The sequence below is a fragment of the Paracoccus versutus genome, assembly GCF_029909795.1.
GTDB classification, from domain to species: Bacteria; Pseudomonadota; Alphaproteobacteria; order Rhodobacterales; family Rhodobacteraceae; genus Paracoccus; species Paracoccus versutus.
The window spans coordinates 763031-787103 of the sequence record NZ_CP038197.1; the positions used below are offsets into that span (position 1 = coordinate 763031).

Here is a 24073-nt window from a genome sequence, read left to right on the forward strand (position 1 = left end):
CCCATTACATAGGGCCGATGAACCGCATGCGCATCATATCCCTGTCGCTTCCCGTCGCGCTGGCGCTGGGGCTGAACGCGCTGGCCGAGGATCGCGGCCACGACCGCGGCCCGCCCTGGCCCGAGGATTGGGCGCCCGAGTTCGAAAGCCTCCAGCGCCACGATTCCCGCATCCTGCCGCTCAACCGCGCCGCCGAGATCGTGGCGGAACGGTTCCGCGGCCGGCTGATCGCGGCGCGCATCGTGCCGCCCACCCCCGACGAGCGGGCGCAGGGCGTGATCCTGGTGCATGAGCTGCGCCTGCTGACGCCCAGGCGCGACGTGCTACTGATCCGGCTGGACGCGCATAGCGGCGCTTTCCTGGAGGTCGCAGGCGCGGGCCTGACCGATGCCCGCCGAAAGGGGCCGAAGCCATGAAATGCCTGATCGTCGAGGACGACCCGACCCTGTCCGCGCAGCTGGCAGCCGCCCTGCGCGACGGCGGCTTCACCTGCGACATCGCCGCCGACGGCACCCAGGGCGAGTTCCTGGGCTCGACCGAGACCTACGACCTCGCGATCCTGGACCTGGGCCTGCCCGGCATGCCGGGGATCGAGGTGCTGACCCGCTGGCGCGAGGGCGGCGCGACCATGCCGGTGCTGATCCTGACCGCGCGCGGCGACTGGACCGACAAGGTGGCCGGCTTTCGCGCCGGGGCCGACGACTATGCCGTCAAGCCTTTCCGCCTGGAAGAGGTGGTGATCCGCGCCCAGACCCTGGTGCGCCGCGCCGCCGGCCATGCCCAGGCGGTGATCAAGGCCGGGCCATTGCGGCTCGACACCCAGCTGGGCGTCATCACCCGCAACGGGCTGGCGCTGAAGCTGACGGCGTTCGAAACCCGCATCCTCGCCTATCTGATCCATCACCAGAACCGCGTGGTCAGCCGCAGCGAACTGTCCGACCACCTCTATGATTCCGCCGCCGACCGCGACTTCAAGTCCATCGAGGTGGTGATCGGCCGGCTGCGCAAGAAGGTCGGCGAGGGCCTGATCGAGACCCGGCGCGGCGAGGGCTATGTGCTGAGGACCGCCGCTTGATCCTGCCGCGCGATTCGATCCGCGCCCGGCTGATCGGGCTGGCGGCGCTGCTGACCGGGGTGGCGCTGGTCGCAGGCTACCTCGCCATCGCCGCCATCCTCGAGGATTTCATCACCGGCCGCTTCGACGCCGAGACCGGGGCGGTGGCCGACGCCCTGATCGCCGGCGCCGGGATCGACGCCGAGGGCCGGCTGGTTGCCGGCCCCGCCCCGACCGATCCGCGTTTCCAGATGCCGCTGTCTGGCTGGTTCTGGCAATTGACGCAGGACGGCCAGGTGATGGCGAAATCGCCCTCGCTCTTCGACAACGTGCTGAACCCGCCCGAGGCGGATTTCCAGGGCGGCCCCGGCCTTGGCCCGGCGAACGAACCGCTGCGGGTCGCGCGCCATGTCTTCACCCTGCCCGGTTCCGCCTCGGCCCTGGCCGTCACCGTGACCGCGCCGCGGGCCGAGATCGACGCCGCCATGGCGCGGCTGCGCCGGCCGCTGGCCATCTCGCTGGCCGTGCTGGGCCTGGCCCTGGCAGCGGCCAGCCTGCTGCAGGTCGCGGCGGGGCTGCGCAGCCTGGACCGGCTCGGCCGCGACCTGCGCCGCATCCGCGCCGGCCAGGCCGAGGCGCTGCCCCTGCCCGCCGTGGCCGAACTGCGCCCGGTCGCGGCCGAGATCAACGCGCTGCTGGAACAGAACCGCGCCGTGCTGGCCCGCGCGCGCGAGCATGTCGGCAACCTGGCGCATTCGCTGAAGACGCCGCTGGCGGCGCTGGACAATGCGCTGCCCCCAGACAATCCCGGCCACGCGCTGATCGCGCGCATGGACCGCCAGATCGGCTGGCACCTGCGGCGCGCGCGCAGCTCGGCCGCGCCGCGGCTTCTGGGCCAGCGCACGCCGGTCGCGCCGGTGATCCAGGACATCCTGCTGGTGCTGGGCGGCCCGATCCGCGAGACCGGCCTGCGCGTCGAGGTCCGCGCCGAAGCCGATCCCGCCTTTGCCGGCGAGCGGCAGGATCTCGAGGAGATGATCGGCAACCTGGTCGAGAACGCGGTGAAATGGGCTTCCTCGGCGATCCGCATCACCGCGCGGACCCAGGGCGACCAACTGCACATCCTGATCGAGGACGACGGCCCCGGCATGTCGGATCAGGATCATGCCCTGGCGCTGACCCGCGGCGCCCGGCTGGACGAGGCCGGCCCGCCGGGCACCGGCCTGGGCCTTGCCATCGTCGCCGACCTGGCGGCGCTGCATGGCGGCGCGCTGACGCTGGACCGCGCCGCCCTGGGGGGATTGCGCGCCGGATTGCGGCTGCCGGGGGCTGCCGCGCCGGCAGCGCGGCGCGGCTAGATTCCCCTTGCCTCGCATGGCGCGCCGGCCTATCCCGGCCCGGCCTGGAAGCGTGGCCGAGTGGTTTAAGGCTCTGGTCTTGAAAACCAGCGTGGGGGAGACTCCACCGTGGGTTCGAATCCCACCGCTTCCGCCATTTCCTCAATAAAACAGTAGTTTGTCGAAGAATACTGAGAAAACCGAGGCCGCTCCCCCGGCCCGCCGGTCGAGGCCGAAACGGACTCGCCCTATCGCGGCGCGATGCAGGTGGTGCCGGGCGGGACCGCTGGCTGGCACGCATGATAGGAGCGACAAGAAAGCCGGCCATCCCTGTGTAGCGCGTCAAAAAAAACGCCGCTTTTGCGTCAAAAAAACGCCACCAGACACCAGCCGCTCAAAGCGCATTAAACCCATGTTTCTGTCGCGTTACACCCTGCGTCGGCCGGGGGGCTGTTCATCCCCCTTGGTCGAGGGGGACATCCCCAGCGACCCGATCTTCGGGTTCGATGCCTGTCCTATGCCTTCAAGTTCGAGCCGCGGGAGCCGGCCCCTGCACCCTCCGGCCGCGGGGGTGTTGGCGATGGCAAAGATCGCCGCGAGTGCAGGGCGCAAGCGTCCAGAAACGCCGCGCTGGCCCCGGCCAGCGGGACCGGCCTTCCCGCCCCGATCGCCTTCCCGAACCAGCCCGGCAAGCGCGTCGCAGCTCGGCTTCGGCCTTCAGAACGCGGGCTCCAGCACCCTGCGCAGCATCGAACGCGCCCGGTTCACGCGGCTCTTGATGGTGCCGATGTCGCAGTCGAGGATGCGCGAGGCGTCCAGATAGCTCTCGCCAAGCGCGCCGACCAGCACGATCGCCTCGCGGTAATGCACCGGCATCGCGCGCAACGCCGCCTGCAGCTCGCGGGCCTGCAGGTGCCATTCCTGGTCCGGCTTGACCTGCGGCGCCAGCGAGGCGCAATCCGCCGCCCCGGTGCGCTCGCGCGCGGCTTTCCGGCAATTGGTGAAGAAACGGTTGCGCATGATGGTGAACAGCCAGGCCCGCATGTTGGTGCCCGGCCGGTAGCGGTGGACGTTCTCGATGGCGCGCAGCAGGGTCTCCTGGACCAGGTCCTCGGCATCCGGGACCGACCGGCACAAGGCGCGCGAATAGGCCCGGAGCGCTGGGATATGGCCGAGTATGTCGTCCGACATGACGGTCCTTCGCAATCCTCGAGGTGACGGCGAAAAGTCAATGCGGGCCGGGAAGGATGGTTCCGTGCGAAATCGCCGGATCGGCAGGAACCGGCCGGGCCTAGCGCAGGCCCCCGCCCGCGCTGCCATTGCCGCCGCCACCATTGGCGCCGCCCTTGCCGGCGCGGCGATGCCGGGCCTCGTCGAGCGCCGTCTCGAGCCGCCGCGCCAGTTCGCGCAGCCGCGGCGAGATCGGTTCCCTCTCCGTCTGCGCCAGCAGCTCGGACAGGGCCTTGTCGAGTTCGGGATCGACGATGGGGCTGCTTTCACCGTTGGCCATCAGGATCTCCATGTTCCACGCAACTGATCTATTTTAATCGAATGCCGCCGCTTGGCGAGCCTCCCCCCGCTGCATATTCCGACAGTGTTGCAGAACGGGGCGCGAATTCCCGCTCACATTCGGGCGATGCCCGCCGCCGCCTTGCCTTCCGAGGTGCCCTCGCGGCCGGCCGGTTCGGCAGCGGCCGGCCGCCGTTTCCTGCGGGAACATCCCCACGCCGGGGGCGATCACATGGCGCGGGAGGCCGAGACATCCAGAAACGGGTCCAGAAAAGCAGACCAGCCGCAGGACGCGACCGAGGACGCCGAGACGGCAGGCGGGGGCCAAACCAACTCGGGCCGGGACGCGAAGGACGACGGCTTCGCCAGGCTGCGCGAGCCTCACCGGGCCCTGCGCGCGCTGCTGGGCGAATGCGCCGAGGCCGCCGAGCGGTCCGGGCCGAACCAGCGCGGCCGCAAGGCTGCCGCTGAAGCGGATGTCCGCCGGCCCGGCCCCATCCCTGGCCCCCTCTCTGGCCCCAGCCTCGTAGGCGCGGCCAGCCGGTGGCGCGCCAGCATCGGCGGCAGGACCGGTGCATGGGCCCTCCGTCGAGGAGGTGATGCGCAGCGTGTCGAGACGCGCACCTTCGATACGCTGGGTGGGGGCGAGCGAGGAAATGATCCAGCTGTTGACGACCGAACCGATGCTGGAGCCGATGAAGCCGCCGATCGTTGCGGCGCTGACACCGAGGATCGCGCCGCCGATGCTGCCGCCGATGGCGGCACCGGCGACGCCGAGAACGAGGGTGGCCATGGCAGATGCTCAGCGTTGCGGGAACGGGAAGGCGAAGGCGATGCGCCGCCGCCAGACGGAGGCGAGCGGCTCCTCGATCACACCCAGCCGCTCATAGGCGTGGAGGAAGGCGCCGGGCCCGGTCAGGATCCCGACATGCTTGGCGATGGCGCGGGGCCTCATCCGGAAGAGGACCAGCGCGCCGGGTTCGGCCGTCGCAGGTTCCACCTCGATCATCATGCGCCTTGCGCCATCGGCCAGAACCTCGCGCGGTCCGGTCTCGCCCCAGTCGCGGCTGTAGGGCGGGATCGGGAACGGCTCGGGGCCGACGAGTTCGCGCCAGACCCCGCGGGCGAGGCCGAGACAGTCGCAGCCCACGCCGCGCAGGCTGGCCTGGTCGTGGTAAGGTGTGCCGAGCCAGGATCGCGCCGTCGCGATCACCCTGTTCGGCTCGGCCCCGCGCGGAGCGCGCTCTTCCGGCAGGCTCGTCACAGCACGCTCCCGTCGTGCCCACCATCTTTCGTCGCGTAGCGGAGAACGGCATCCTGACCGGGGATATGCGGAAAGCCCCGGAAACTGGCGACATTGGCGAACTTAGCGCCACAGTTCACCGGCTGGGAAGGTGTCGGCGATGCCTACGGCAACCCCGTTCCCGTCACATCGGGAGGCATCAACGCGCTTCTCGATATCTGGCCGGTGTTCGAGGCCTTCCAGACCCGCTGTCTCGCGCCGCACCTGATGCTGGACGTGAGAGCCTGCAAGGACATGGAAACGGCGGCCGTTCAAGGCCGCCCACTCCCCTTGATGAGACAACGCAACAGGAGACGATAGCCGCCACGCGCCAAGTCGTTCGCCATCGCATGCCGTCCGGCGCGATGAGGCCGATGGCCATCACGCCCGTTTCGTGGATCTGGCAAAGAGCAGGCGACGGGCGCTCAGGCCCGAGCGCGTCGCAATGCCTGCGGCGGCTGGCCTCGGCGAGCAGGAAAGCGCCCGAGCAGACGCTGGCGATGCGCCGGACCGTCACGCTCCTCAGCCCAGGCGACAATCTGCTGCGCTGCCGCCATCGAGCGGATGATCTCGCCGCCCGAGACGAGGATTGTATCGAAGGGGCCGTCGCGCAACGGCTCGGCCGCGAAGCTGAGGCCGAAGGAGCTTTCCACGCGCGCCGTCGCGCGGCAGATGCCCGGTGCCATGACCCTGAGCTGGTAGCTGCCCGGCCGGAAGCGCTCCGCCATCTCGAAGGCTGCGGTCGGGCCGGCCGCGTCGAGCAGTTGAAATGCCGGATGGAGCACAATGGCGATATTGCGCATCATGGCAGTTTTTGCCGGCTTTATGTCATTTCAGCCATGACCGGCCCGCGGTAAGATCAGGTCAACCTGGAACCCGGAGGACCAAAGTGAGAAAAGGCATGGTTGCCATGTGGGGACTCATCGGGGCCGTCATCGTCGTGGCGGGTGGCTTCGGCCTGTGGCTCGCGGCGTTGCCGTCCGATATGGCGGCATCCGCGCCGCCGGTGCCTGCCTCCGAGACGGCGGCGATGCTGGACGCGCTCCAGCCCTCCAGGAAGCGGCGGCCGGTCATCGCCGTCATCGGCCTCAACGATGCGACCGAGACGACGGACTACGTGGTGCCGACAGGAATCCTGCGGCGCGCCGACGTGGCCGATGTGCTGATGCTGGCGGCCGGCCCTGGTCCGGTCCATCTCTATCCCGCGCTCAACGCGGTCGAGCCGGATGCGACGATCGCCGAATTCGACGCTGCGCACCCGGACGGGGCGGACTATGTGATCGTGCCGGCAATGAGCCGCGACGACGATCCCGCCGTGCTGGCATGGCTGCGGCAGCAATCGGACAAGGGCGCCATCGTCATCGCTGTCTGCGCCGGGGCCAAGGTCGTCGGCGCGGCCGGCCTGCTCGACGGCAGGCGCGCCACGACACACTGGTACTACCTGAAGGACCTGCTTCGGCGCAGCCCGACGATCGAGTATGTCGCGGACCGGCGCTTCGTGATCGACGGAAACGTCGCGACGACCACCGGCATCACCGCATCCGTGCCCATGATGCTGACCCTGATCGAGGCCGTCGCCGGCCGCAAAAAGGCAGAGACCGTGGCCCAGGATCTCGGCGTCGACCGCTGGGACGCGCGGCATGCGAGCAGCGCATTCAGGTTTAGCCGCTCGTTCGCCACCACTGTTCTGGGCAACCTGGTCGCCTTCTGGAACCGCGACGCGTTCGGGATCGCCCTGGAACCGGGCATCGACGAGGTTGCGTTGGCTCAGGTCGCCGATGCCTGGTCGCGGACCTACCGGTCGAAGGCCGTCACCTTCGCTGCCTCGACGTCCGCCATCGTGACGGCGAACGGCATTCGCATCCTGCCCGGCCAGGTTGCGGAGGCCTGGCCGCAGGAGCACACCGTCTCGATCTTCCCGGACCGGCGACCCGAAGCTGCCCTCGACCTCAATCTTCAGGCGATCGCCGGGCGATATGGCCAGCGCACGGCCAGGGTGGTGGCCATGCAGCTTGAATATCTTGGGCGGAGACGGTGCCATGAAGGATTCGCGGAACTTGCCGGGTCGCGCATCTGCACGTCCCCTGGCTGACGCTCGGCTTCCATCGCGGCGGCGATGCCGTCCGCAGCTGAAAAGGTAAAGGGGCCAGCGGCCGCAGGTCGATCGCGGTCCTGGCCCGACAGACAGAAGGAATATCGACATGTCGCTCGCCCAAGTCCAGAACTTTGCCATCTCGCTGGACGGTTTCGGCACCGGGGGAGGCCTGAGCCGCGATCGCCCGTTCGGCCATGCGGACGAAAGTCTCCACGAATGGATGTTCGAGACCCGATGGTGGCGGGAGAGAACTGGCCGACAGGGTGGAACCGGCGGCATCGACGACGCGCTCGTTCGCCAGCACGACACCGGCATCGGCGCCGAGATCATGGGCGCCGGCAAATACGGCTTCCCCGGATGGCAGGACGATCCCGACTGGAAAGGTTGGTGGGGTTCCAGCCCGCCGTTCCACACGCCGGTCTTCGTCCTGACCCATCACACCCGCCCGCCGATCGAGATGGAGGGCGGCACGACGTTTCACTTCATCGATGCCTCGCCCGCCGAGGCGCTCGCGATGGCGCGCGAGGCCGCAAAGGGCCAGGGCGTGCGGATCGGCGGCGGCGCGACCGTCGTGCGCGACTTCTTCGCCGCCGGCCTGGTCGACCACGCCCATGTCGCGGTGGTGCCGATCCTGCTCGGCCGCGGCGTCCGGCTGTGGGACGGTCTCGAAGCCCTGGAGCAGAGCTATGAGATCGAGGCGGTCTCGTCGCCGAGCAGGGTGACGCATCTGACATTCACGCGCCGAGGTCTGTAAACCACGGTCCCCCGGTGGCCGACAGCCGGGCGAAACCGGGCATCAGTCCGCGCTGCGCAATGAATCCGTCATCAGCTTGAAGCCGCGCGCACCGGCAGCAACGCCGGCCACTATCCGTTCCGGTCCTTCGTTCATTGGCGCGACGACCTCCAGGCAATGGCAAGCCCCGAAACAAGTACTGCCAGCAATACGGCATGGAAGAGGTAGTCCGCCGGCGAGCGTAATGCCCTGTCTTTCGCTGACGGCCGCCCTCGCCCGGCGCCATGCGGCCTCTGCCGCAAGCAGAACAAAGCCGCGGTCGACCAGGTCGAGCATCGAGATCGGCTCTCCGCTGCGCTCGACCACCAGATGCGGCGCACGTGTGCCGGGCCGGCCCGACAGTTCGGCGACCGGCTCGAAGGGGCGATCCGGCGGCGGACCTTCCGGCACGATCGCACCCGTGTCGTAGCGCTGCCCGAACACGATATCGTAGTCGTCCACGATGGCGACGGCAGGCGGCAGCCGCCCCGCAGGACCCTTGAACCACTGCTGCAAGCAGGCAAGCGCCTGCGCCAGCGTCGCGGCGATCACCGGCCGGCGCTCCGCGTCGTAGCTGTCGAGCAGGCCGGCATCCGCCTCGCCCCGGACGACAATGGCGAGCTTCCCGGCCAGGTTGTGCGCGTCGTGGATGCCCGAATTGCCCCCGAATGCCCCGGTCGGCGGCATGAGGTGCGCGGCGTCGCCGACCAGAAAACAGCAACCCGCGGAAGCGCTTGGCGACGCATGCCGCCATCTCCCAGAACCGCGCGTCGACCAACCCCGCCTTGATGCCGGATCGGCCGGCCGCCTTTTCGACGAGTTCCCGGCAACGGTCGCGGTCGAAATCCTCCGGTCGCTCGCCTTTCTCTGGAAAATACTGCAATGCCACCAGTCAGCGCCCGCCAGGACGCGGCGTGACGGTGGCGTTGAGGTCGGTAACGAAGCAGGAGGTGAAGCGCTCGCCGCCGATCTCGGAAGGCAAGTCGGTGTCCAAGATGACGTTCATCCAGTGCTGCAACACGCCCGGACCGCTTCGGCCGATGCCGAACATCTCGCGGAGCCTGCCGCCGGCACCGTCGGCGGTGATCAGATAGTCGGCGACCGCCGTTTCCTCCTTCCCGGTTTCGCGATTTCGGATGACGGCGCGAACACCGGCGGCGTCCTGCTCGAAAGACAAGCGCTCGCTGCTGAAGCGAATGTCCGCACCCAGCCTCTCTGCGCAATGCTGCAGGATCGGTTCCAGAACGTGCTGGTCGCAAGTCGCAGGCTGCGTGAGGCTGTAGGGGCTGGCACCGGGCCATGGCACCATCGTATATCTGGATCGGCAAGGCTTCTTCCCCGCACAATGCCGCCCCCTGCTGGTCACCGGAGCGTTTGGCGCGGATTTCCGCCTCCAGCCCGAGGCCGCGGAATATCTCCATGCTGCGGGGCGAGATGCCGGCGAATTTGTACTGGATCGACGTGTCGGCATGGCGCTTCACCACCATGCAGCCGATACCCTGATGGGCGAGAAGTGCTGCGGCCGTCAGGCCGTTCAGGCCGCTGCCGACGATCAGGACAGGGATATGCGTGCTCATGGGCTTCTCCCGTGCTTGGCATAAACGGGTTCGCCTCCGGCAGAGCCGGGTCACGTGCTGCCGGCATTTCTTTTGACTAACAAAATCATTTGACCATTCAAAGTATGCCAAGACATTGAAGCAAGGCGAAACCGAAGATGACGACACGCCCTCACGACGCGCCGGACCCTGCCACCGAGGCTTGGCGCTGTTTGATTTTCTGATGCGTTCGGCGCCGCGGCTTCTTGAGCCGCAGCAAAGCCATGAACTGACACCGAACGATTCCCGCGCCCTGTTCTCGCTCGACGCGGATGGCAAGCCGATCGGGGTGTTGGCGCGCGAATGGGGCTGCGACCCTTCGACTGCGACATGGTTGGTGGATCGGCTGGAGCGATCCGGCCTGGCCGACCGCGTTGCGTTGCGTTGCCCAGCGATCGGCGGGTGAAGCTCGTGCGAGCAACCGAAAAGGGAAGCGCGACGAAGGACGATTTGCAAGCGGCCTACTATCGTCCCCCGGCCGAGATCGCAAAGCTATCGCCAAGCGATCTCGATGCGCTCATCCGCATTTGTCGGAAGCTGCAAGATAGGTAAGAGGGTACTTCGGCATCAGGTGCGCGTCGAGGCCGCGCGGATCGAAGTCATGCTCGCAAGCTCCACCCATCCGCGCCTCACAGCTGCCGCCGTGCGGGAACTGGGAGCGCAGCCGGCTCCGGCTCGTAAAGCACGACTATCGGCAGGATCACGTCCGGGCTTTTGCGCAACGCGTCGAGGTGGCCGACGATGCAATCTACATCAGGCAGAAAAAGCGCCCTGTTGCGGACGCTGATAGCCACCAAGGGAGCGAAATGGCGGGAATCGGCGTTCCCGGTTTTATACCGAAGTGGCGGACGGTGAGGGACAGGGCTTCACCAGTCATTTCAATCGCATAGCGTGGAAAACGCCGCGCATACCGCCCTTTTTCTTTCAATGGGTTAGCAGTTTCGGTGGAAAACAGCCCCACCACAGAGGAATGACGCCATGAGCCAGCGATGCGACGGGATCACCCCGCCGGCCTATTACCACGCACCCCTGCGCCGGCCGCAGACGGATGGCTGGTCTGCAATCGCGTGGGACATGGACGATCACTGGATGACGACAGCGGAGTGGCTGGCGTGGCAGAGACGTAAGGGAGGCCCGCGCGTCTGGGACGGCAAGCGATGGCATTATCCGCTACGCCCGCAGGTCATGCTGCGAAGCGTATGGCTGCAATCAACGAGGAAGGTTCGCAAGCTTCCACCCCCCCCCCCGCGACCAGAAGGAGAGGACATGAGCGACAGGATCAGCGGACCCGCCGGCCTTGCCCGGCTGATAGAGCGGGAAAACGAGTGGGCACGGGCACAACGCGCACGTATGGAGGCGCTGATCAAAGAGGCATGGTCGAGGGCGCTAAAGGTAGCAGCCCAGCCCCCGGAGGACGCGCGATGACGCCGGAACGCGAGGTTGAAATACTGAAACGCCGCCTTACCATGTCCACAAAATACTGGATGCGGGCCGCGAAGGCCGCGCTTGATGGCGACATGCGCGAGTTGCGAAACCGCGTCGAGATGATCGAGGCGGGACCGCTGGATATTGTGCTATCCGATCAGGAGGACGCGCGATGAGTGACGAAATTTTCTCCGCCGTCTACGCCCGTCCCAAGCGCCGTCAGGGCATCACGGGCCAGACCATCGACGCGCAGATGCGCGGCACGATATGCCAGATCACGGAGTTGGAGCTGGAAGAACTGCGCGACGAACTCGCCCGCCTCCGCGCCGAGGTGGAGAGGCTGAAAGCGGACGGTCAGCGCATTATGAACGAGGCCGTGAAGATGCTGAACGAGGACGCATCGGACTACAACCGCAAGACCAACGCGATGATCGAGCGCCACGCCGATCAGGTTGCGCAACTGACCGCCGCCCTATCCGACGAGCGGGCGCATGCGGACGCGCTGGCGTCGTTCATCGACGGCGGAAATCGCCAGCTTGCCCTGATCAGCCGCAAGGTAAAGGTCACGGACCCGATGACGTTGACAGTCACCAAGGGGCAGTTGCTGGCGGCAATCGAGGCAAAGGCCGCCCACCGCGCCCGGCGTCAGGGGTGACGCTGCCTTGATGCGGGCCGCGATTTATGGAATACTCAGTTTGCACACGGAGGATTTCCACGGGCTAAGGACCGCGCTGATTTCCACCACGAAAGCCGGTCCTTCGGGGCCGGTTTTTATTTTCCGCACCCTGCCGCTCGCTTGTCCAGCAGCACCAGACCCGTGCGCTTGCTCATCGGGCCACCGTCGATCAGCAGCGCATCAGCATGGGCGCGCGCTGCCTCGGCCGTCCCGGCGCACACGGCGTCACCGCTTTGCGTGGTCGCGCAGGCGGCGGTCAACATCAGCGTCAGAAGCGCTGTCCACGTCATTGCCCGCATGGTCGATCCTTTCCCTTGTCTCGCGATAGGCCGCATCCTCTCGCGCCTGTGCGTCCGCCCTGCCCCGCGACCGTCCGCGCAAGAACGCAGCCACAGCGGCGGCGATGGCCCCGAGGATGGTGAGAAGCCACGCGGTCATGTCGCCGCTACCCGGGTCCCCTCATCGACCGAGGGTTGACCACAGGTAATCCACGGCTGACCGATGTTGGGATATCCAATATCGGGTCTGCGATAGAAGGGGCCGGTTGTGTTCGGCAGGGTGTAGGCATCGACCCGTGCCAGCTTCTCCTTGATCTTTTCCCATTGCTCCGGCGTAGGAGCATCCCCCATGGCGTCAGAAAAGCCTTCCAGCCACGCCTTGAATTCGTTCAATGTCATCTTGTTCTCTCCCGTTAAGTTTTTCCGCCCATGCGCTTCGCCACGCGCGAGGCCGCGAAGGTGCCGGCGATACCAAGGCCGCTCACCAGCCATTCGGCCAGCCGGTCAATTTCGATGCTGAACACCTGCCCTGTCGGATCGATGGAGCCGACCCCTGCCCCGGCCAGCCAGCCGAAGAACGCGTAGAGCGCGATGCGGATGTAAAGGAACATGGTCACTTCCCTCCGAACATGGACTTGAAAAGCGCCAGAAGCGCGGCGATGATGCCCGCTGACGGCGCCGCAGGCTTGGTGGCGTTCGGCGCCGTCACCGGAGCTGTCGCCCGGCTGCGATACCGCTCACGCGCGACAAGCAAGGCTTGCTCCACCTCTGCCACCGTCGCATGCGCCTTGTTCAGCCCGTCGCCCGCATAGTAGCTCTGCCCTGCCTTCACCTGCCGAGACTGGCCTTTCATGTCTCGGGGCACCGGCAGAGAGGCCCATTCCTTCGCCAGCCCCAGCGCCATGTCGTCGGCGTCCATCAGGCCGTCCAGGAACCGCTGCATGCCCCGTCCGCGCAGCAGATGCATGGCAAGCTCGTCCTGCGCGGCCTTGTCGAACTTGCGGCCTTGAGACATGCCGGTCGCCGCGACCGAGGCTTCCAGCGTCTTGCGGATGATCTGGTATTTGCCAGCCGCCGATGACGCAGCCCCGGCGTTGACGACGCGGCGCTGCCAGTCGATCACCTGCGCAATGGTCATGGCCGTCAGCTTGGCCGGGCGCTGTGCTTTGGGGATGCCGCCATAGACGATATCGTAGTCGCCCCGGCTTTCGTATCGGCCGATCAGGTCAAGGACCGGCTGCACTTGGTAGGTGGTGAAGGTCATGTCGTCCTCGCGGGTTGCAGCGCCTTCCAGCGGCGATGGATTTTTTCGCAATGGCTCGGCTCGCCGAAGATCATGTCGAGGATCAGCATGGCCGCCGTGCGCCATGCGGAGGGTCGGGCCTCGTGGATGCGGGCGCAGAGCGGCTTTCCCCGTGGACCGCAGAGGGCGCGGGACAGGATCACGGAGGCACGCCACCAGTGGGTCATGGCCCGCCTCTGTCGATCTTGGCCTCGATCTTCCGCACCGCGTCCAGGATCAGCAGCAGTCGCTCGTCCTGCCGTGCTGATAGCTGCTCCATCTGCCGCAGGCGGGTTTCATGGCCGGAAATGGCGGCCTGCATTTGCAGGATACTGCGGTCGAAACTGTCTGCTCGCTCGCTCAGCCGGCCGCCCCAGACGAAAAGCGCCGCGGCCATGCCGGCTCCGGTCAGAAGGGTGGCGCCGAGGGAGATGATGTTGCCGAGGCTCACGCGGTTGTCGATCTGGGCCATCACACCGGCACCCCCTCAAACCAGGTGTCTGCCGCCGCGCCGGAAATCGTCTTGTCACCCGAGCCGCCAAGGACGACAGCGACGCCGAACGCGTTGGAGCCGTTGGCTCGAACCAGGGCCGTGAGGTCCAGCGTCATGTCCCCGGCCCCGTTGGACTGCATGGACATGCGGCGGTAAACCGCTCCGTCACGGAGAAGAAGCAGGCTGTTGTTCGCACCCGCGACGCTGCCGGTGAACCGGACGGAGGCGGTCACGCGATACCGGCCCGGCGGCGGAGTCCACATTCCGGAGGCCACATCGAAGGACGCCCCGCTGTCAAACTCTTCGCTGGGGAAGCTGATGGCCGTCTGCACCAGTGCGCCGCTGATGGTCTGGGGCGTTCCGCCCTTATGCGCCGAAAACGCCGCCCTCGGTGCCAGGTCCGGGTAATAGAGGCCGCTCGGCCCGCGCCGGAAGGTGACGACCTGGTTGACGTTATCCCCGAAGCCCAGGGCCACCGGCCAGGCGACGACCGGGCTTTGCAAGACGTGGATGCCGGAATCCGTCGCGAAGGTCAGCGCCGCCAGATGGAACACGTCCGCCGCGCCGTCCTTGATGGTCAGCGTGACGGTGTTTCCGATGCCTCCAACATAGTAAAGCACGCCCTCTTGGGGGTTGATGCTCCGGGCCCCGCTGGCCAGCTGCACGGAATAGGAGAACCCGCGCCCAGGATCGCCGTGCATGAACGCTGCCGCGCGGTAAATCGCAGGGATGGCCGCCGCATCGCTGCGCACCGCGAGGTTCTTCACGCCACCGTGCCGAACGGGATGGGACACATTGATGGCGGTGAACGCCTCGGGCGAAGCTCCCGGCGTCGGCAACTCCCAATAGAACTGCTTTCCAAGCGGAACATTGTCGAGGTCGGCGTGGGCGTCGCAATAGATGCGCCATTTCAGGTCCCTGACGCCTGCGGGGGTCAGGTATGTGTGCGGGACCAGGCTGAACCCCTCGACCATGTAGGGCGCGGTCAGGGTCTGGACATAATCGAAGCCGCCGTCGATTGCGTCGCCGTCGAAGACCAGGCAGGTCTTGGCCTTCTCGTCCTTGGTGACGAACCACCATCCGGGCTCGGTCAGCTTCCATTCCGCCGCCGCGTCCAACTGACCGCCGATCACCGCTTGGTTTTCGAACAGATCCTGCCCAACGGCGTTGCTCTGCCCGGCGATGATGATCGCGCGACGCTGCGGCACAGGTCCAGAGCCGGTCGAACCTCGCGCCGAGGCGAAGGCGCTGAAATAGCGATGCCCCAGCGTCCGATAGCTGGCTGCATTGAAATGCAGGCTGTCGCCTTTATCAGTCAGGCCGGCCGATGACACGACATGGGCGTTGGGCGTGGCCGCGGCGACCGCAGCAATGACGGCGTTGATGTCGGTCGTCCCCGCCGGGACGAACGTCCCCATCTCGCCGAGAAGCAGCGGAACCCCGGACAGGGCGGGAATATCGCCCCGCGCACGCACGAAGAAGTCGGCCAGCTGGCTCTGATAGTTGGAATTGTTACGGTCGTCCTCGCCCTGCTGCCAGATCATGGCCTCCAGGACCACATCCGGGTTTGCCGCGAGGAACGTGTTCACGCGCGAAACGAAGTTGTTATACGTGGACCCGCCCGCGATCCAGTTGCCACCGCTGAAACTGGTCGCGCCAGCAGCGGCGGGGATGATGATCAGATCATCGGCCGGGAATTCCGCCCGGAAATCCTGCGAGAACGTGATATCCAGCCCCATCATTCCAGACTGCCCGTTGATATGGCGCAGCGGGACAGAGGGCGGCGCGGCAATCTCGCCGACCGCCTGATAGGTGCCCTTGGGATGCACATCGCCCAGCGGCACATATTCCAGCGCCGAGAACTCCATGGTGTCGGGGCTGACGAGCCGCGAGCGGAAAATGCGCTTCGACTGGATGGTGCTGCCGTAATCGTCCACCACGTCATTGCCGTAGCGGATCGTCGGGAACGCATAGAGGTCGTCGCCATCCACCACCAGTTCGGGCGCCCAGACGAAGCTGGCCGGGACGATCCCGCCTGGGAACGGAACCGTGGCGCTGATGTTCGGCACCGGGCCGAATTTGACCTGGAACCGGCGCCAATTCATCAGGTCGCGCGACCGGAATATCACCGCGTCATGCGACCCTTCGGCATAGTTCGTCACCGACATCCAGAACTCGCCGCGGAAGAACACCAGCGACGGATCGCGCGACAGGACGTTCCGGTTCGTGTTGCCGACGCGGACGAAGCTGTCGTTCAGCCGCGACCAAGTCTTGCCGTCGGGCGAGGTGTAGAAATAGATCGTATTGTCGCCATCGTCGGCAAACCATGCGGCGACATAGGCGTTGATCGGTTCGTCGCGCAGCGCCACGCCGTCCACGCCGATATCGGCCATCGCAGAGCGCCAGCCGGTGGCGCTGGGGTCGATGGTATAGGCAACGGGGCCGACCGAGGCGGTCATCTCGGGAATGAGCCCCGACATGGCGTTCGCCAGGTCCGACCTGGATCGGTAGTTCGGCGGCACGGCTCGGCTGGCCTCCACCGCCGTCTCGGCGGCCCGCTTGGCCTCGTTTGCGTATTTCGGCGCGTCGAGCGCCGCCGACAGTGCGGCCTCGCCGCCGATCTCGGAGGACACGGCAAGCGTCAGCGCCCTGCCCTGCGCCTCGCGAAGATCCTGGATCTGCATGATCGTCAGGTCGAGGTCGCTCTCGACCTGTTCCGTCCTGACCCGGCCCTGCGCGTTGTAATCGCTGCGCTGGAGGTTCGGCACGGCGCGCAGCAGATAGATCTGGTCGCCGGCCTGGATGCCGGTCGAGATGACGACCGTTCCGTCCGCTGTTCCGATCCCGGTGTGCCCGATGCCCGAGGTCAGGTCGGTTTCCTCCCCGTCCCGAACGCGGATGACCCGCAGGTGATCCTCGTCGAGCAGCAGGAAGTCGCGGGGAAACGTCCCGCTCGCCCCGGTGACGTTGAAGGGGCCTGCCTTGTTCTTCGCGCTCTCTACCGTCATCTTCGCCTGCCTGCATGGGGTCAGGCGAAGGGTAGGAACCAGAAGGCGGGCGATATATGTTGGCGGGGGTCAGTCGATCAGAGGATTGCGGCCCATCAGAGCCTCGATCAGCGACCGCTCGTCGCTATCCTCCAGCAACTCCTCGATGGGGCGCATCGCTGCGGTCGAAGGCAACCCGGTCGCCAGGCCAACCGCATCCGCCACCGCGCGGCGCAGGGCCTTGTCGTTTTCACCTTGGGCGGCCTGCTGAACCAGACGCGCCGGAATTTCGGTGATCGAGCCATAGACCCCGCCACCGGTCGCCGCCGGATTCGACATCACCGACCAGGCATCGCGAACAAGGGGGATGCCGCCGACAACAGCGCCCACCGTCTCACCCAAGACCCAGGTGAAGATCTTCTCGCGCTCCAGCTCGTCGTCATCGTCACCGGCCGCCATGGCGGCATAGAGCAGCCCCATCATGGCTGTCTCGGCCACATAGATCAGCATCAGGTTCGTCGCCATGTCGGCGGTCGCGCCAAACCGCTGCGCTACCGTCTCGCCCGCGCGGATGTCCCGGACCCCCTGCCGGGCCGTGAGGTATCCGCGGTTGAATTTGGCGATCATGTAGCCTTGCAGGGTGGTGAACAGCTTGATCCATTCGATCTGGCGCGCGTTCTCTGACACGGTGCCGCGCGAGATTGCCGACCTGTCCGGCATGGCGCCACTATCCTGCGCACGCGCTACCATGCGATCGGCAAAGGCGATGGCTCTGCCCTCGTCTCCATCGAACTTGCGCAGGCCGTTGCGATAGCCGGCAAGCCAGGTCGGAACGTCCACAGCATAGAATTGCACCTTGGTCAGCGGCGCAAAGCCCGCGCGGGCAAGAACCTCTGCCCCTTTCGCCACCCGGCCGCGCAACGGGCTGGTGATCATGGCGTCATTGGCAAAGTCGTTGATGTCCTTGTCAAAGGTGGTTTGGCGCCGGCGCATGAACTCTGACTTCGCCATGACCTCGCGCGAGGTTTCGGCGGGATGCTTCAGGTAATCCGCGAAGGCCCGCGCCATCTTGCGCTTGCCGACGGTCGCGGCCGATTGCGCCACCCCGGTGAGCTGGAGCGCCGCCGTTTTCATGTTCAGCGCCAGCCGCGACAGCGTGAAATTGTTCTTCACGATGCGGGCGAACATGTTCAGCGGATCGGTATGGACGATTGGACCCTGCGCCACGTCCTTGAGCCAGAGGTTCATCATGTCGAGGTCGTTCTTGCGCCCCGCATCCATGAAAGCCTGCGCGACCCGCGGATGGTTCAGAACGCGATAGGAATTGTCCACCGCCTCGGACAGCGCGATGTCGCGGATCACATCGCGCAGGTGAGTGAACGCCACATCCATGTCGAGGTTGAGCGTTCGGCCGTTGCCGGTCTTTTTGCGATCAATGGTGTGACCGTGCTTCGTCTGCGCCTTGGCGAACCGGCCAGCCGACATGAACTTGTCAAGTTCGGTTCGGGCGTCTAGGGCTGCCGCATGGCCATACCCGGCATCATACTTGATCGGGTAATAGCCGCCCTTGTAGGTGCCGAACTTCGTCGCGACCTGCCGGGCCTCGACCCGGCCGGGCTTCACCCCGGTGCGGCGCTGCGTCACGGCCTCGATCTGCGGCCAGTAGCTGCCGATCAGATCCCACATCGATTGCACGAAATCCCAATCGCGCTGGTCCAACGTGTCCAGAACGGCATCGAGGTCAGCGCGCGTCATGCGCTGGTCCGCGTGCGCATCCGGCGCCAGCAGGCGAGCAAGATTGTCCTCGTTCCCCGTGTTTAGAGCGACCGCGATGGCCTTCCACTTCGACCACATGAAGCGCGTGCCGTTGATATGGCGCTCGACCTTCATGTCGCGGATGTCCTTGGCCGAGTAAACCTTGAACAGATCGGACAGCCTTTCCGACAACTCGCGGTTCATCTCGTCCACGCGCACATAGCCGGCGTCGATATCCTCCTTGATGGCCTGATAGGCGGTGCCGAACTCGTCGCCTCCATCCACGTCGACCAGAACGGTATCGGCGGTCAGCACCAGGTCGAGGAGATAGCGGCCGCGGCTTTCCTGCTTGATGCGGCCGGTGCCAATGTTCGTCGCAATGGCGTCGGCAACGGCAGTTGCCGTCGCGGCTAGATCCCGCTGCTTGCGAGCGCTGACCAACTTCTGCTTGAACCGGCCGAGGTGATCGAGGTTCGCCACCGTGTCGAGCAACCCCCGGAACTCGTCCAGCGACAGCCGCGAATAGTGGACCCGGCGCGCATCATCCATCATGCGCGGATCGATCATCAGCTCGGCCTCGCGGCCCTCGGCAATCATGCGGTCCACGAACTCGCGCAGCCGTTCTGTCTTGGCCACCTGCCCCGGTGAACGGCGGCGGAAATCGTAGCGGTCCAGAAGGTCGTCGATCTGCTCGATATAGCCCCCCTCCAGCTTCTCGCGCACCGACTTCTTGCCATAAGCCTGCATCTTCTCGCGGGCCTTGCCCACCTCGGCCTCGGCCTCGCGCGACAGATCGAACAGTGCGGCATTGAGGATCTGCTGCTCCTTGGCCTGCAAGGCGGCCGCCAAGGCTGATGCATCGCCCCGGGCGACCCTGGCAAAGGCGCGCTCGGCCTCGCGCCCCGCGCGCCGCTCAGCGGCCAGGAAGCGCGCCGGGGCCGATGCTTCGCGCACCGTCATGCGGCCAAGCATCAGCCGGGCGCGCTGGCGATACAGCGTCGCAGTCATGCTGCGGGTGTCGCGCCCGAGCTGCGCCGCGATCTGCCGTGCCTCGGCGACATTCTTCTGCGCCTGCTGCTCGTTGTGGATCGCGTCCACCGCCTCTTGCTCTATGGTGCCGTCCGTCATCGGGTCGCCATATCGCTCCAGCATGATCCGGTCGGTTTCGGCATTGATGGCATCGATCCTCTTGGTGGTGTTCTGGAGAATCTGCACCATCTCGACCGCGCCGGCAAAGCCGAACATCTCGGCCGCCACCCCGGTCGAAAGCCCGTCATCGGCATAGATCGCACGCTTGCCGCCGAAACGCTCGCGCGAAAGCTCGGCCAGGACGCCGGGGCCGAACTGCTCCACCAGATCCTTGCGAGAAATCCGCACGTCGGGCGCGGGCTGCTCACCGTCCAGCGTGAGGATGCGGCCGTTGGCCATGGCCTCGATCAGCCGATATTGCGGCAGGGAATTGGTCCGAGCCTCAACCTCGGCGCGCAGCTGTTTGCGCTCGGCCTTCCACCAGGATTCCTTTTCCCGGCGAACCTTTGCCATGGTCTTTTCCAGCAGCTTCGCCTCGGCTTGCTCTTTCGAGCGGCGGGCGAGCCGCTGGTAGGTGTTCCAGTCGGTTTCCGACATCCCCGGCGGCCGGTCGCGAAACAGCGGGTCTGCCGCCGTTTCCGCGCGAGCCTGCGCAATCTCGGCATCCGTGGCCAGCATCCGGTCGAACACCTCGCGAATCTCGGGCGAAAGCTTCACGTTCAGGCCGGCCATCGAGCGATAGATGCGCGTCAGCCACGCCTTGATGCGGGCAAATACATCGGCCAGGGCCAGAGACGGCGCCTTTCCTTCCATCACATAGGCTTCGAAGGATCGGGCGAAGGTTTCGTGCTGCTCGGTGGTGAAGGCCACGCCTTCCTCCGCGCCGAGATAGGCGCGCACAGCCGCCATGTCGTCGCGCAATTGCTGCGGCGCATCGTCCGCGCGCGCCAGGGCGTCCGAGGTTTCCAGGAAGAAGTGCCCCGCCTCGTGCAGGAACGTCGACAGGTCGGCCGTCTCGAACAGGTTGATGACGGTCTGCGCACCATCCGGGCCACCGGCGGGGAAGACGATGGAGCCGCGGCGGGTCTGGAAAAGAGGGGGGGCGCCTGACGGCAGCGCATTGATTTGAGCGACCGCAGTTGCTACATTGAAACCGGGAGCGGAACCCATGGCAGGCTTGGCCCCGACCTGCTCCTGATCGGAGACTTCCGCCTTAGCGTCTCTCCAGGCTATCGGGGCCATCTCGAACCCTTCCAGCGCATAGAGCTTTTCGGACCCACTTCCGTCATCGTTCAGCACCATGCGAACGATGATGCTTTGCCCGTCCAGATCAGCCAGCGCCACGGCATAGGCGCGTTGGGGCGTGTCAGCATTGTAGACCACAGCCGATTGCAACAAATCGGGGATCGCACCGGCCAGGCGCAAGCGCCCCTCGGGGAATGAACCAGAGAAAATCTTGCGCGTCGCCCGGCTTATCGTGACGGATTCGCCGCTGGCGGTTCGATACTCGCCCTTGGCATCGGACAACTTTGCAAGTGCGCTTTTCCGGTCATCCGCGCGGGCCGTATCGGGTATGGCCACGGCTCGCAGCGTCATATCGCCGTTCATGGATGCCAGCGCAGCACGGCCGCCCTTGTCGTGGGAACTCTGGAAAAGAGTGCGGAGGTCGGCAGGCGGTCGGACCATGGTTTCGCGGGTGCCGAAATCCTTGTTTCGACCCTTGTTTTCGACGAATCCGAACCGCTTGTAGAACTCCCGCAGGCGGGCGACCGATCCGCCGAAATCAGCAGAAGGGGTCAGGGCGATTACCTGCCCCGATGCGTCGGCATGGTCAGCAACGGCTTGCATGACGCGGGATCCTGCCCCGCTGCCGCGTTCGCCGGAAACAATACGACTGATGGTGATGTATCCGTTGCGCTCCGACACAGCCAGGTCGACCCCAAGGCTAGAAGCCATCGCCTCGATCTCGCCCATGCGCGCCGATTGCCAGAAAGTGTCACCCGCCCCCTCCTCCAGCGCCGCTGCAATCTCGTCGTTGCTCATCGTCGCCGGATCGAGGCCACGCGCCTGCAACTCTGCATTCAGCGCCGCGCGCGCCGGGTCCGGGCCCTCGCCGGGCAGGTATCGCATGCGGCCGCTGGCCTCCTCGCGCAGCGCCTCCAGCAGCGCCGCGCCCAGATCTGCCGCCTCGCCATCGTTCAACCCCTGAACCTCGCCCATCAGCTCAGGGAAATAGCCAGCCTCGACCGCCTTTCGGCCCAGCTCGTCGAGCGGCAGCCCGCGCCCCTGCGCCGGCATCATCCCCGGCATGGTGCCCTGCGCCTGGCGTTCACTGATCTGGTCCGCAGTTTCAGCGACCAGCCCCTTGATCTCAAGCGCGGCAACGTCGCCCCCCGCGTCCTGAACGCCACCCTCGTCGATGACGAACTGCGTCAGGCTGCGACCCGTCTTTTCCTTTCGACCCGCCCGCATGTCGTTAAGCATGACGTCCAGAGCGCCGCGGCGCCGCGGCAGCGATCCGCTATCCGGGCCCTGAATGCGAACCCCGAACCTCTGCGCCAGATCCAGGGCGTCGTCGCCCACCCTTTCGGCCATGGTTCGGAAGAACGCGAACATGACCCGCGCCTCCTTGTCGGCAACGTCGGTGGTGCGACCCGCCTCGCGCAGCTGGGAATAGAAGCCGTCATAGACCTGCTGATCGGACGACCTGGCCTCGTCTTCGGCGCGCATTTCGGCCAGCTGTTGCTCGTAAGCCCCGGCGGCCTCCTCGGGCACCAGATCGGCGAACGCCTGAGCCTCTGCGATCGATAGCTCGTCGGCGTCCATCGTGGCGTTTTCGCGCACCCAAGCCTCGGCATCGGTGCCGGACAGGTAGGCGGCGAAGTTCGAAAGCGGGATCGCCACACGCCCGCCGCTGATTTCCATCTCGGCGAACGTGTCCAGATCCACGCCCCACTGTTCGGCCATGGCGTCGTCGAATGCCACGTCGCGGGCCTGGAAGAACTCTCGCAACCCCTGGGCCGGGACATAGATCATCTGGTCCCCGGCGCCGGCGCGATCCAGGGCGGCCTTGAAGGATTCTGGCGAGCGCTCACGGACCCGCGACGCCTGCGCCTGCTGGGAAGCCCGATCCAATGCCGCCGCGGTGCGGCCCGCGTTGCGCGCACGTTCGGCATCCCGTTCGGCCGCAATGGTGTTCGCCGTGCTTATGGTGCTGAGCCCGCCGCCGGCAACAGCACCGGCCATGCCGGCATTGAACCATTTCAGCAGCGTCTCGTCGTTAAGCTCGACCTCGGCGCCGCCGCCCATCTGCACGGCGTAATCCTTGATGATTTCCTGCCCGGCCTCGTTGATAAACTCCTCGATCACGTCGGTGGTGACTTCCCGACCGAGCCTCTTTGCCCACCCCTCTGCCACCTGCTGGAGAACCTCGCCCGAGGCGCCCCTGAACGGTCGCGCGGCAGGGCCGAGAAGTTCGAGCCCGGCATAGGGAACGGCGCCAGCAACAGCTGCGCCAACCGCGCCAGTGTCAAACGGGTCTTGCCCTGCCGTAATCTGCTCGGCCCGGATGTCGCCCACGCCCATGCCGTAACCGGCACCGAGCGCCCCGGCCGGGCCGGCGGCCGCTGACGCTGCAAGAGTGGTCAACAGGAAGGGGGCCGCTTGGCCGAGATTGAACCCGGCCCAATCCATGAAGCCCTTTACGTCGCCGATATCCGTAAAGTCGGGAACACGGCCCTGCGTTTCGCGCATCTGGTCCCGATAAGCCTGCACGCTACTGGTCAGCGCCGCCATCAGTTCCTTGTTCGACTGAACGGCGGTGATCGTCCGATCCACATACCATTTGCGCTTGTCCGCATCGCTCGCGACGAAATCCGCCACCATGGCAGCGGTCGGTGACATGGGGTCAAGGCCGAGCTGTTCCGCGATCTGAAAGCGGGGCGTTGACGGGTCGATATCCTTAGCTCGGTCGAAGGCGTCGAGCCGCTGCAACATGGTCGCCTGCGCCCCGGCAATCGGGACGGTAGCCGCAGCCATGCCCATCTGCTTGGCGCCGGTGACGCCGGTTCGGAACCCGCGTCCGACCTGGCTATCGTTCAGACTGCCGCCGACTGCATCGCCATAGAGGTCGAGCCCCGGCTTGAGGTTGCGCTCGAACCAGGACAGGTTTTCCAAGTCGTCCTTGGCCAGCGCCGCATTTACCGGATCGGAGCGCAGCCAGTCGGAGAGCTTCGGAGCCTCGGCCAGCGCGGCGGCGGCGCGCTGTTGCTCCAGCCGATCCTTGAACAGCTGAGGGAATGCCATGACCTGCCCCGCCGGGACGCCAAGCTCCTTGGCCGTGGCCAGCCCATCGGCGGCTTGGTCCGGCTGCAACGGATCGAGACGCACCCGCGCCGCGGTGCGTGCCGCTTCCTGCTGTTTCAACTGCTCGAAATAGGCGTCGAAAGGTCCGGCCATGCTGTCCTCGCTTCTGTCGCCAGCAGGCTAGGAAGCGAAGTGCCGT

The 24073-nt window shown here is 66.3% G+C and carries 22 protein-coding genes, 1 tRNA gene and 4 pseudogenes; 10 read left to right on the forward strand and 17 right to left on the reverse strand.

Going from position 1 to position 24073, the window contains the following annotated elements:
• Positions 1 to 26 precede the first annotated feature (26 nt).
• The 4 genes from E3U25_RS14815 (at position 27) to E3U25_RS14830 (ending at position 2548) form a co-directional block, all read left to right on the forward strand.
• Complete coding sequence (locus tag E3U25_RS14815; protein ID WP_244295221.1) at positions 27 to 416, forward strand: hypothetical protein; 390 nt, start codon at positions 27 to 29, stop codon at positions 414 to 416.
• Positions 413 to 1075, forward strand: coding sequence for a response regulator transcription factor (locus E3U25_RS14820; RefSeq protein WP_036751072.1), 663 nt, complete (start codon positions 413 to 415; stop codon positions 1073 to 1075). The genes E3U25_RS14815 and E3U25_RS14820 overlap by 4 nt, the downstream gene beginning before the upstream one ends.
• Positions 1072 to 2412: an ATP-binding protein gene (locus tag E3U25_RS14825; protein WP_116222341.1), complete on the forward strand. Its 1341-nt coding sequence runs from the start codon at positions 1072 to 1074 to the stop codon at positions 2410 to 2412. The genes E3U25_RS14820 and E3U25_RS14825 overlap by 4 nt, the downstream gene beginning before the upstream one ends.
• 46 nt (positions 2413 to 2458) lie before the next feature.
• A tRNA-Ser gene (locus E3U25_RS14830) sits at positions 2459 to 2548 on the forward strand.
• A gap of 560 nt (positions 2549 to 3108) precedes the next feature.
• Here the strand turns inward: E3U25_RS14830 and E3U25_RS14835 are convergent.
• From E3U25_RS14835 to E3U25_RS14855, 5 genes and pseudogenes are all read right to left on the reverse strand, one after another.
• Complete coding sequence (locus E3U25_RS14835; protein ID WP_116222340.1) at positions 3109 to 3582, reverse strand: sigma-70 family RNA polymerase sigma factor; 474 nt, start codon at positions 3580 to 3582, stop codon at positions 3109 to 3111.
• Positions 3583 to 3682: 100 nt separating this feature from the next.
• Entirely contained in the window at positions 3683 to 3901 is a 219-nt protein-coding gene (locus E3U25_RS14840) for a hypothetical protein (protein ID WP_166435553.1), read from the reverse strand.
• A gap of 579 nt (positions 3902 to 4480) precedes the next feature.
• Positions 4481 to 4693, reverse strand: a pseudogene (locus tag E3U25_RS14845) (hypothetical protein); the annotation flags it as partial.
• A 9-nt stretch (positions 4694 to 4702) separates the two neighbouring features.
• A complete protein-coding gene (locus tag E3U25_RS14850) occupies positions 4703 to 5155 on the reverse strand; it encodes an NlpC/P60 family protein (RefSeq protein WP_116222461.1) in 453 nt (150 codons plus the stop codon).
• 5 nt (positions 5156 to 5160) lie between these two features.
• Positions 5161 to 5277 (reverse strand): annotated as a pseudogene (locus E3U25_RS14855) (phage BR0599 family protein); the annotation flags it as partial.
• 10 nt (positions 5278 to 5287) lie between these two features.
• On the opposite strand from E3U25_RS14855, the pseudogene E3U25_RS14860 reads away from it, so the two are divergent.
• Positions 5288 to 5503: pseudogene (locus E3U25_RS14860) on the forward strand (hypothetical protein); the annotation flags it as partial.
• Positions 5504 to 5607: 104 nt separating this feature from the next.
• On the opposite strand, the gene E3U25_RS14865 reads toward E3U25_RS14860, so the two are convergent.
• Positions 5608 to 5988: a type 1 glutamine amidotransferase family protein gene (locus E3U25_RS14865; RefSeq protein WP_116222339.1), complete on the reverse strand. Its 381-nt coding sequence runs from the start codon at positions 5986 to 5988 to the stop codon at positions 5608 to 5610.
• Positions 5989 to 6092: 104 nt separating this feature from the next.
• Between E3U25_RS14865 and E3U25_RS14870 the strand changes: the two genes are divergently transcribed.
• The gene (locus E3U25_RS14870) at positions 6093 to 7274 is read left to right on the forward strand and encodes a DJ-1/PfpI family protein (protein ID WP_208861614.1); all 1182 of its coding nucleotides are present in this window, start codon (positions 6093 to 6095) and stop codon (positions 7272 to 7274) included.
• A 109-nt stretch (positions 7275 to 7383) separates the two neighbouring features.
• On the forward strand, positions 7384 to 8031 hold the full coding sequence (locus E3U25_RS14875) for a dihydrofolate reductase family protein (protein WP_116222337.1): 648 nt from the start codon (positions 7384 to 7386) through the stop codon (positions 8029 to 8031).
• A gap of 42 nt (positions 8032 to 8073) precedes the next feature.
• Here E3U25_RS14875 and E3U25_RS14880 read toward each other — a convergent pair whose 3' ends face one another.
• The 3 genes and pseudogenes from E3U25_RS14880 to E3U25_RS25075 all read right to left on the reverse strand — a co-directional run.
• Positions 8074 to 8955 (reverse strand): FAD-dependent monooxygenase, encoded by an 882-nt coding sequence (locus tag E3U25_RS14880; protein ID WP_342593590.1) that lies wholly within the window; start codon positions 8953 to 8955, stop codon positions 8074 to 8076.
• Complete coding sequence (locus E3U25_RS14885) at positions 8942 to 9358, reverse strand: FAD-dependent monooxygenase (protein WP_166435552.1); 417 nt, start codon at positions 9356 to 9358, stop codon at positions 8942 to 8944. Before E3U25_RS14885 ends, E3U25_RS14880 begins: the two co-directional genes overlap by 14 nt.
• A gap of 43 nt (positions 9359 to 9401) precedes the next feature.
• Positions 9402 to 9626, reverse strand: a pseudogene (locus E3U25_RS25075) (FAD-dependent monooxygenase); the annotation flags it as partial.
• A gap of 181 nt (positions 9627 to 9807) precedes the next feature.
• Between E3U25_RS25075 and E3U25_RS14890 the strand changes: the two are divergent.
• The 3 genes from E3U25_RS14890 to E3U25_RS14900 all read left to right on the forward strand — a co-directional run bounded on the left by E3U25_RS14890 (position 9808) and on the right by E3U25_RS14900 (position 11724).
• The gene (locus E3U25_RS14890; RefSeq protein ID WP_208861613.1) at positions 9808 to 10050 is read left to right on the forward strand and encodes a helix-turn-helix domain-containing protein; all 243 of its coding nucleotides are present in this window, start codon (positions 9808 to 9810) and stop codon (positions 10048 to 10050) included.
• A gap of 1015 nt (positions 10051 to 11065) precedes the next feature.
• Complete coding sequence (locus E3U25_RS14895; RefSeq protein ID WP_147304530.1) at positions 11066 to 11245, forward strand: hypothetical protein; 180 nt, start codon at positions 11066 to 11068, stop codon at positions 11243 to 11245.
• Positions 11242 to 11724, forward strand: coding sequence for a hypothetical protein (locus tag E3U25_RS14900; RefSeq protein ID WP_116222334.1), 483 nt, complete (start codon positions 11242 to 11244; stop codon positions 11722 to 11724). Before E3U25_RS14895 ends, E3U25_RS14900 begins: the two co-directional genes overlap by 4 nt.
• Positions 11725 to 11840: 116 nt before the next feature.
• Here E3U25_RS14900 and E3U25_RS14905 read toward each other — a convergent pair whose 3' ends face one another.
• The 8 genes from E3U25_RS14905 to E3U25_RS14940 all read right to left on the reverse strand — a co-directional run bounded on the left by E3U25_RS14905 (position 11841) and on the right by E3U25_RS14940 (position 24027).
• Positions 11841 to 12044: a hypothetical protein gene (locus tag E3U25_RS14905; RefSeq protein WP_166435550.1), complete on the reverse strand. Its 204-nt coding sequence runs from the start codon at positions 12042 to 12044 to the stop codon at positions 11841 to 11843.
• A gap of 135 nt (positions 12045 to 12179) precedes the next feature.
• A complete protein-coding gene (locus E3U25_RS14910) occupies positions 12180 to 12422 on the reverse strand; it encodes a hypothetical protein (protein WP_147304529.1) in 243 nt (80 codons plus the stop codon).
• A gap of 14 nt (positions 12423 to 12436) precedes the next feature.
• Positions 12437 to 12634, reverse strand: coding sequence for a hypothetical protein (locus E3U25_RS14915; RefSeq protein WP_116222333.1), 198 nt, complete (start codon positions 12632 to 12634; stop codon positions 12437 to 12439).
• A 2-nt stretch (positions 12635 to 12636) separates the two neighbouring features.
• The gene (locus E3U25_RS14920; RefSeq protein WP_116222332.1) at positions 12637 to 13287 is read right to left on the reverse strand and encodes a lysozyme family protein; all 651 of its coding nucleotides are present in this window, start codon (positions 13285 to 13287) and stop codon (positions 12637 to 12639) included.
• A complete protein-coding gene (locus tag E3U25_RS14925; protein WP_147304528.1) occupies positions 13284 to 13493 on the reverse strand; it encodes a hypothetical protein in 210 nt (69 codons plus the stop codon). The genes E3U25_RS14920 and E3U25_RS14925 overlap by 4 nt, the downstream gene beginning before the upstream one ends.
• A complete protein-coding gene (locus E3U25_RS14930; RefSeq protein WP_116222331.1) occupies positions 13490 to 13777 on the reverse strand; it encodes a hypothetical protein in 288 nt (95 codons plus the stop codon). The genes E3U25_RS14925 and E3U25_RS14930 overlap by 4 nt, the downstream gene beginning before the upstream one ends.
• A complete protein-coding gene (locus E3U25_RS14935; protein WP_116222330.1) occupies positions 13777 to 16806 on the reverse strand; it encodes a sialate O-acetylesterase in 3030 nt (1009 codons plus the stop codon). Before E3U25_RS14935 ends, E3U25_RS14930 begins: the two co-directional genes overlap by 1 nt.
• A gap of 69 nt (positions 16807 to 16875) precedes the next feature.
• The gene (locus E3U25_RS14940) at positions 16876 to 24027 is read right to left on the reverse strand and encodes a hypothetical protein (RefSeq protein WP_116222329.1); all 7152 of its coding nucleotides are present in this window, start codon (positions 24025 to 24027) and stop codon (positions 16876 to 16878) included.
• Between the last annotated feature and the right edge of the window lie 46 nt (positions 24028 to 24073).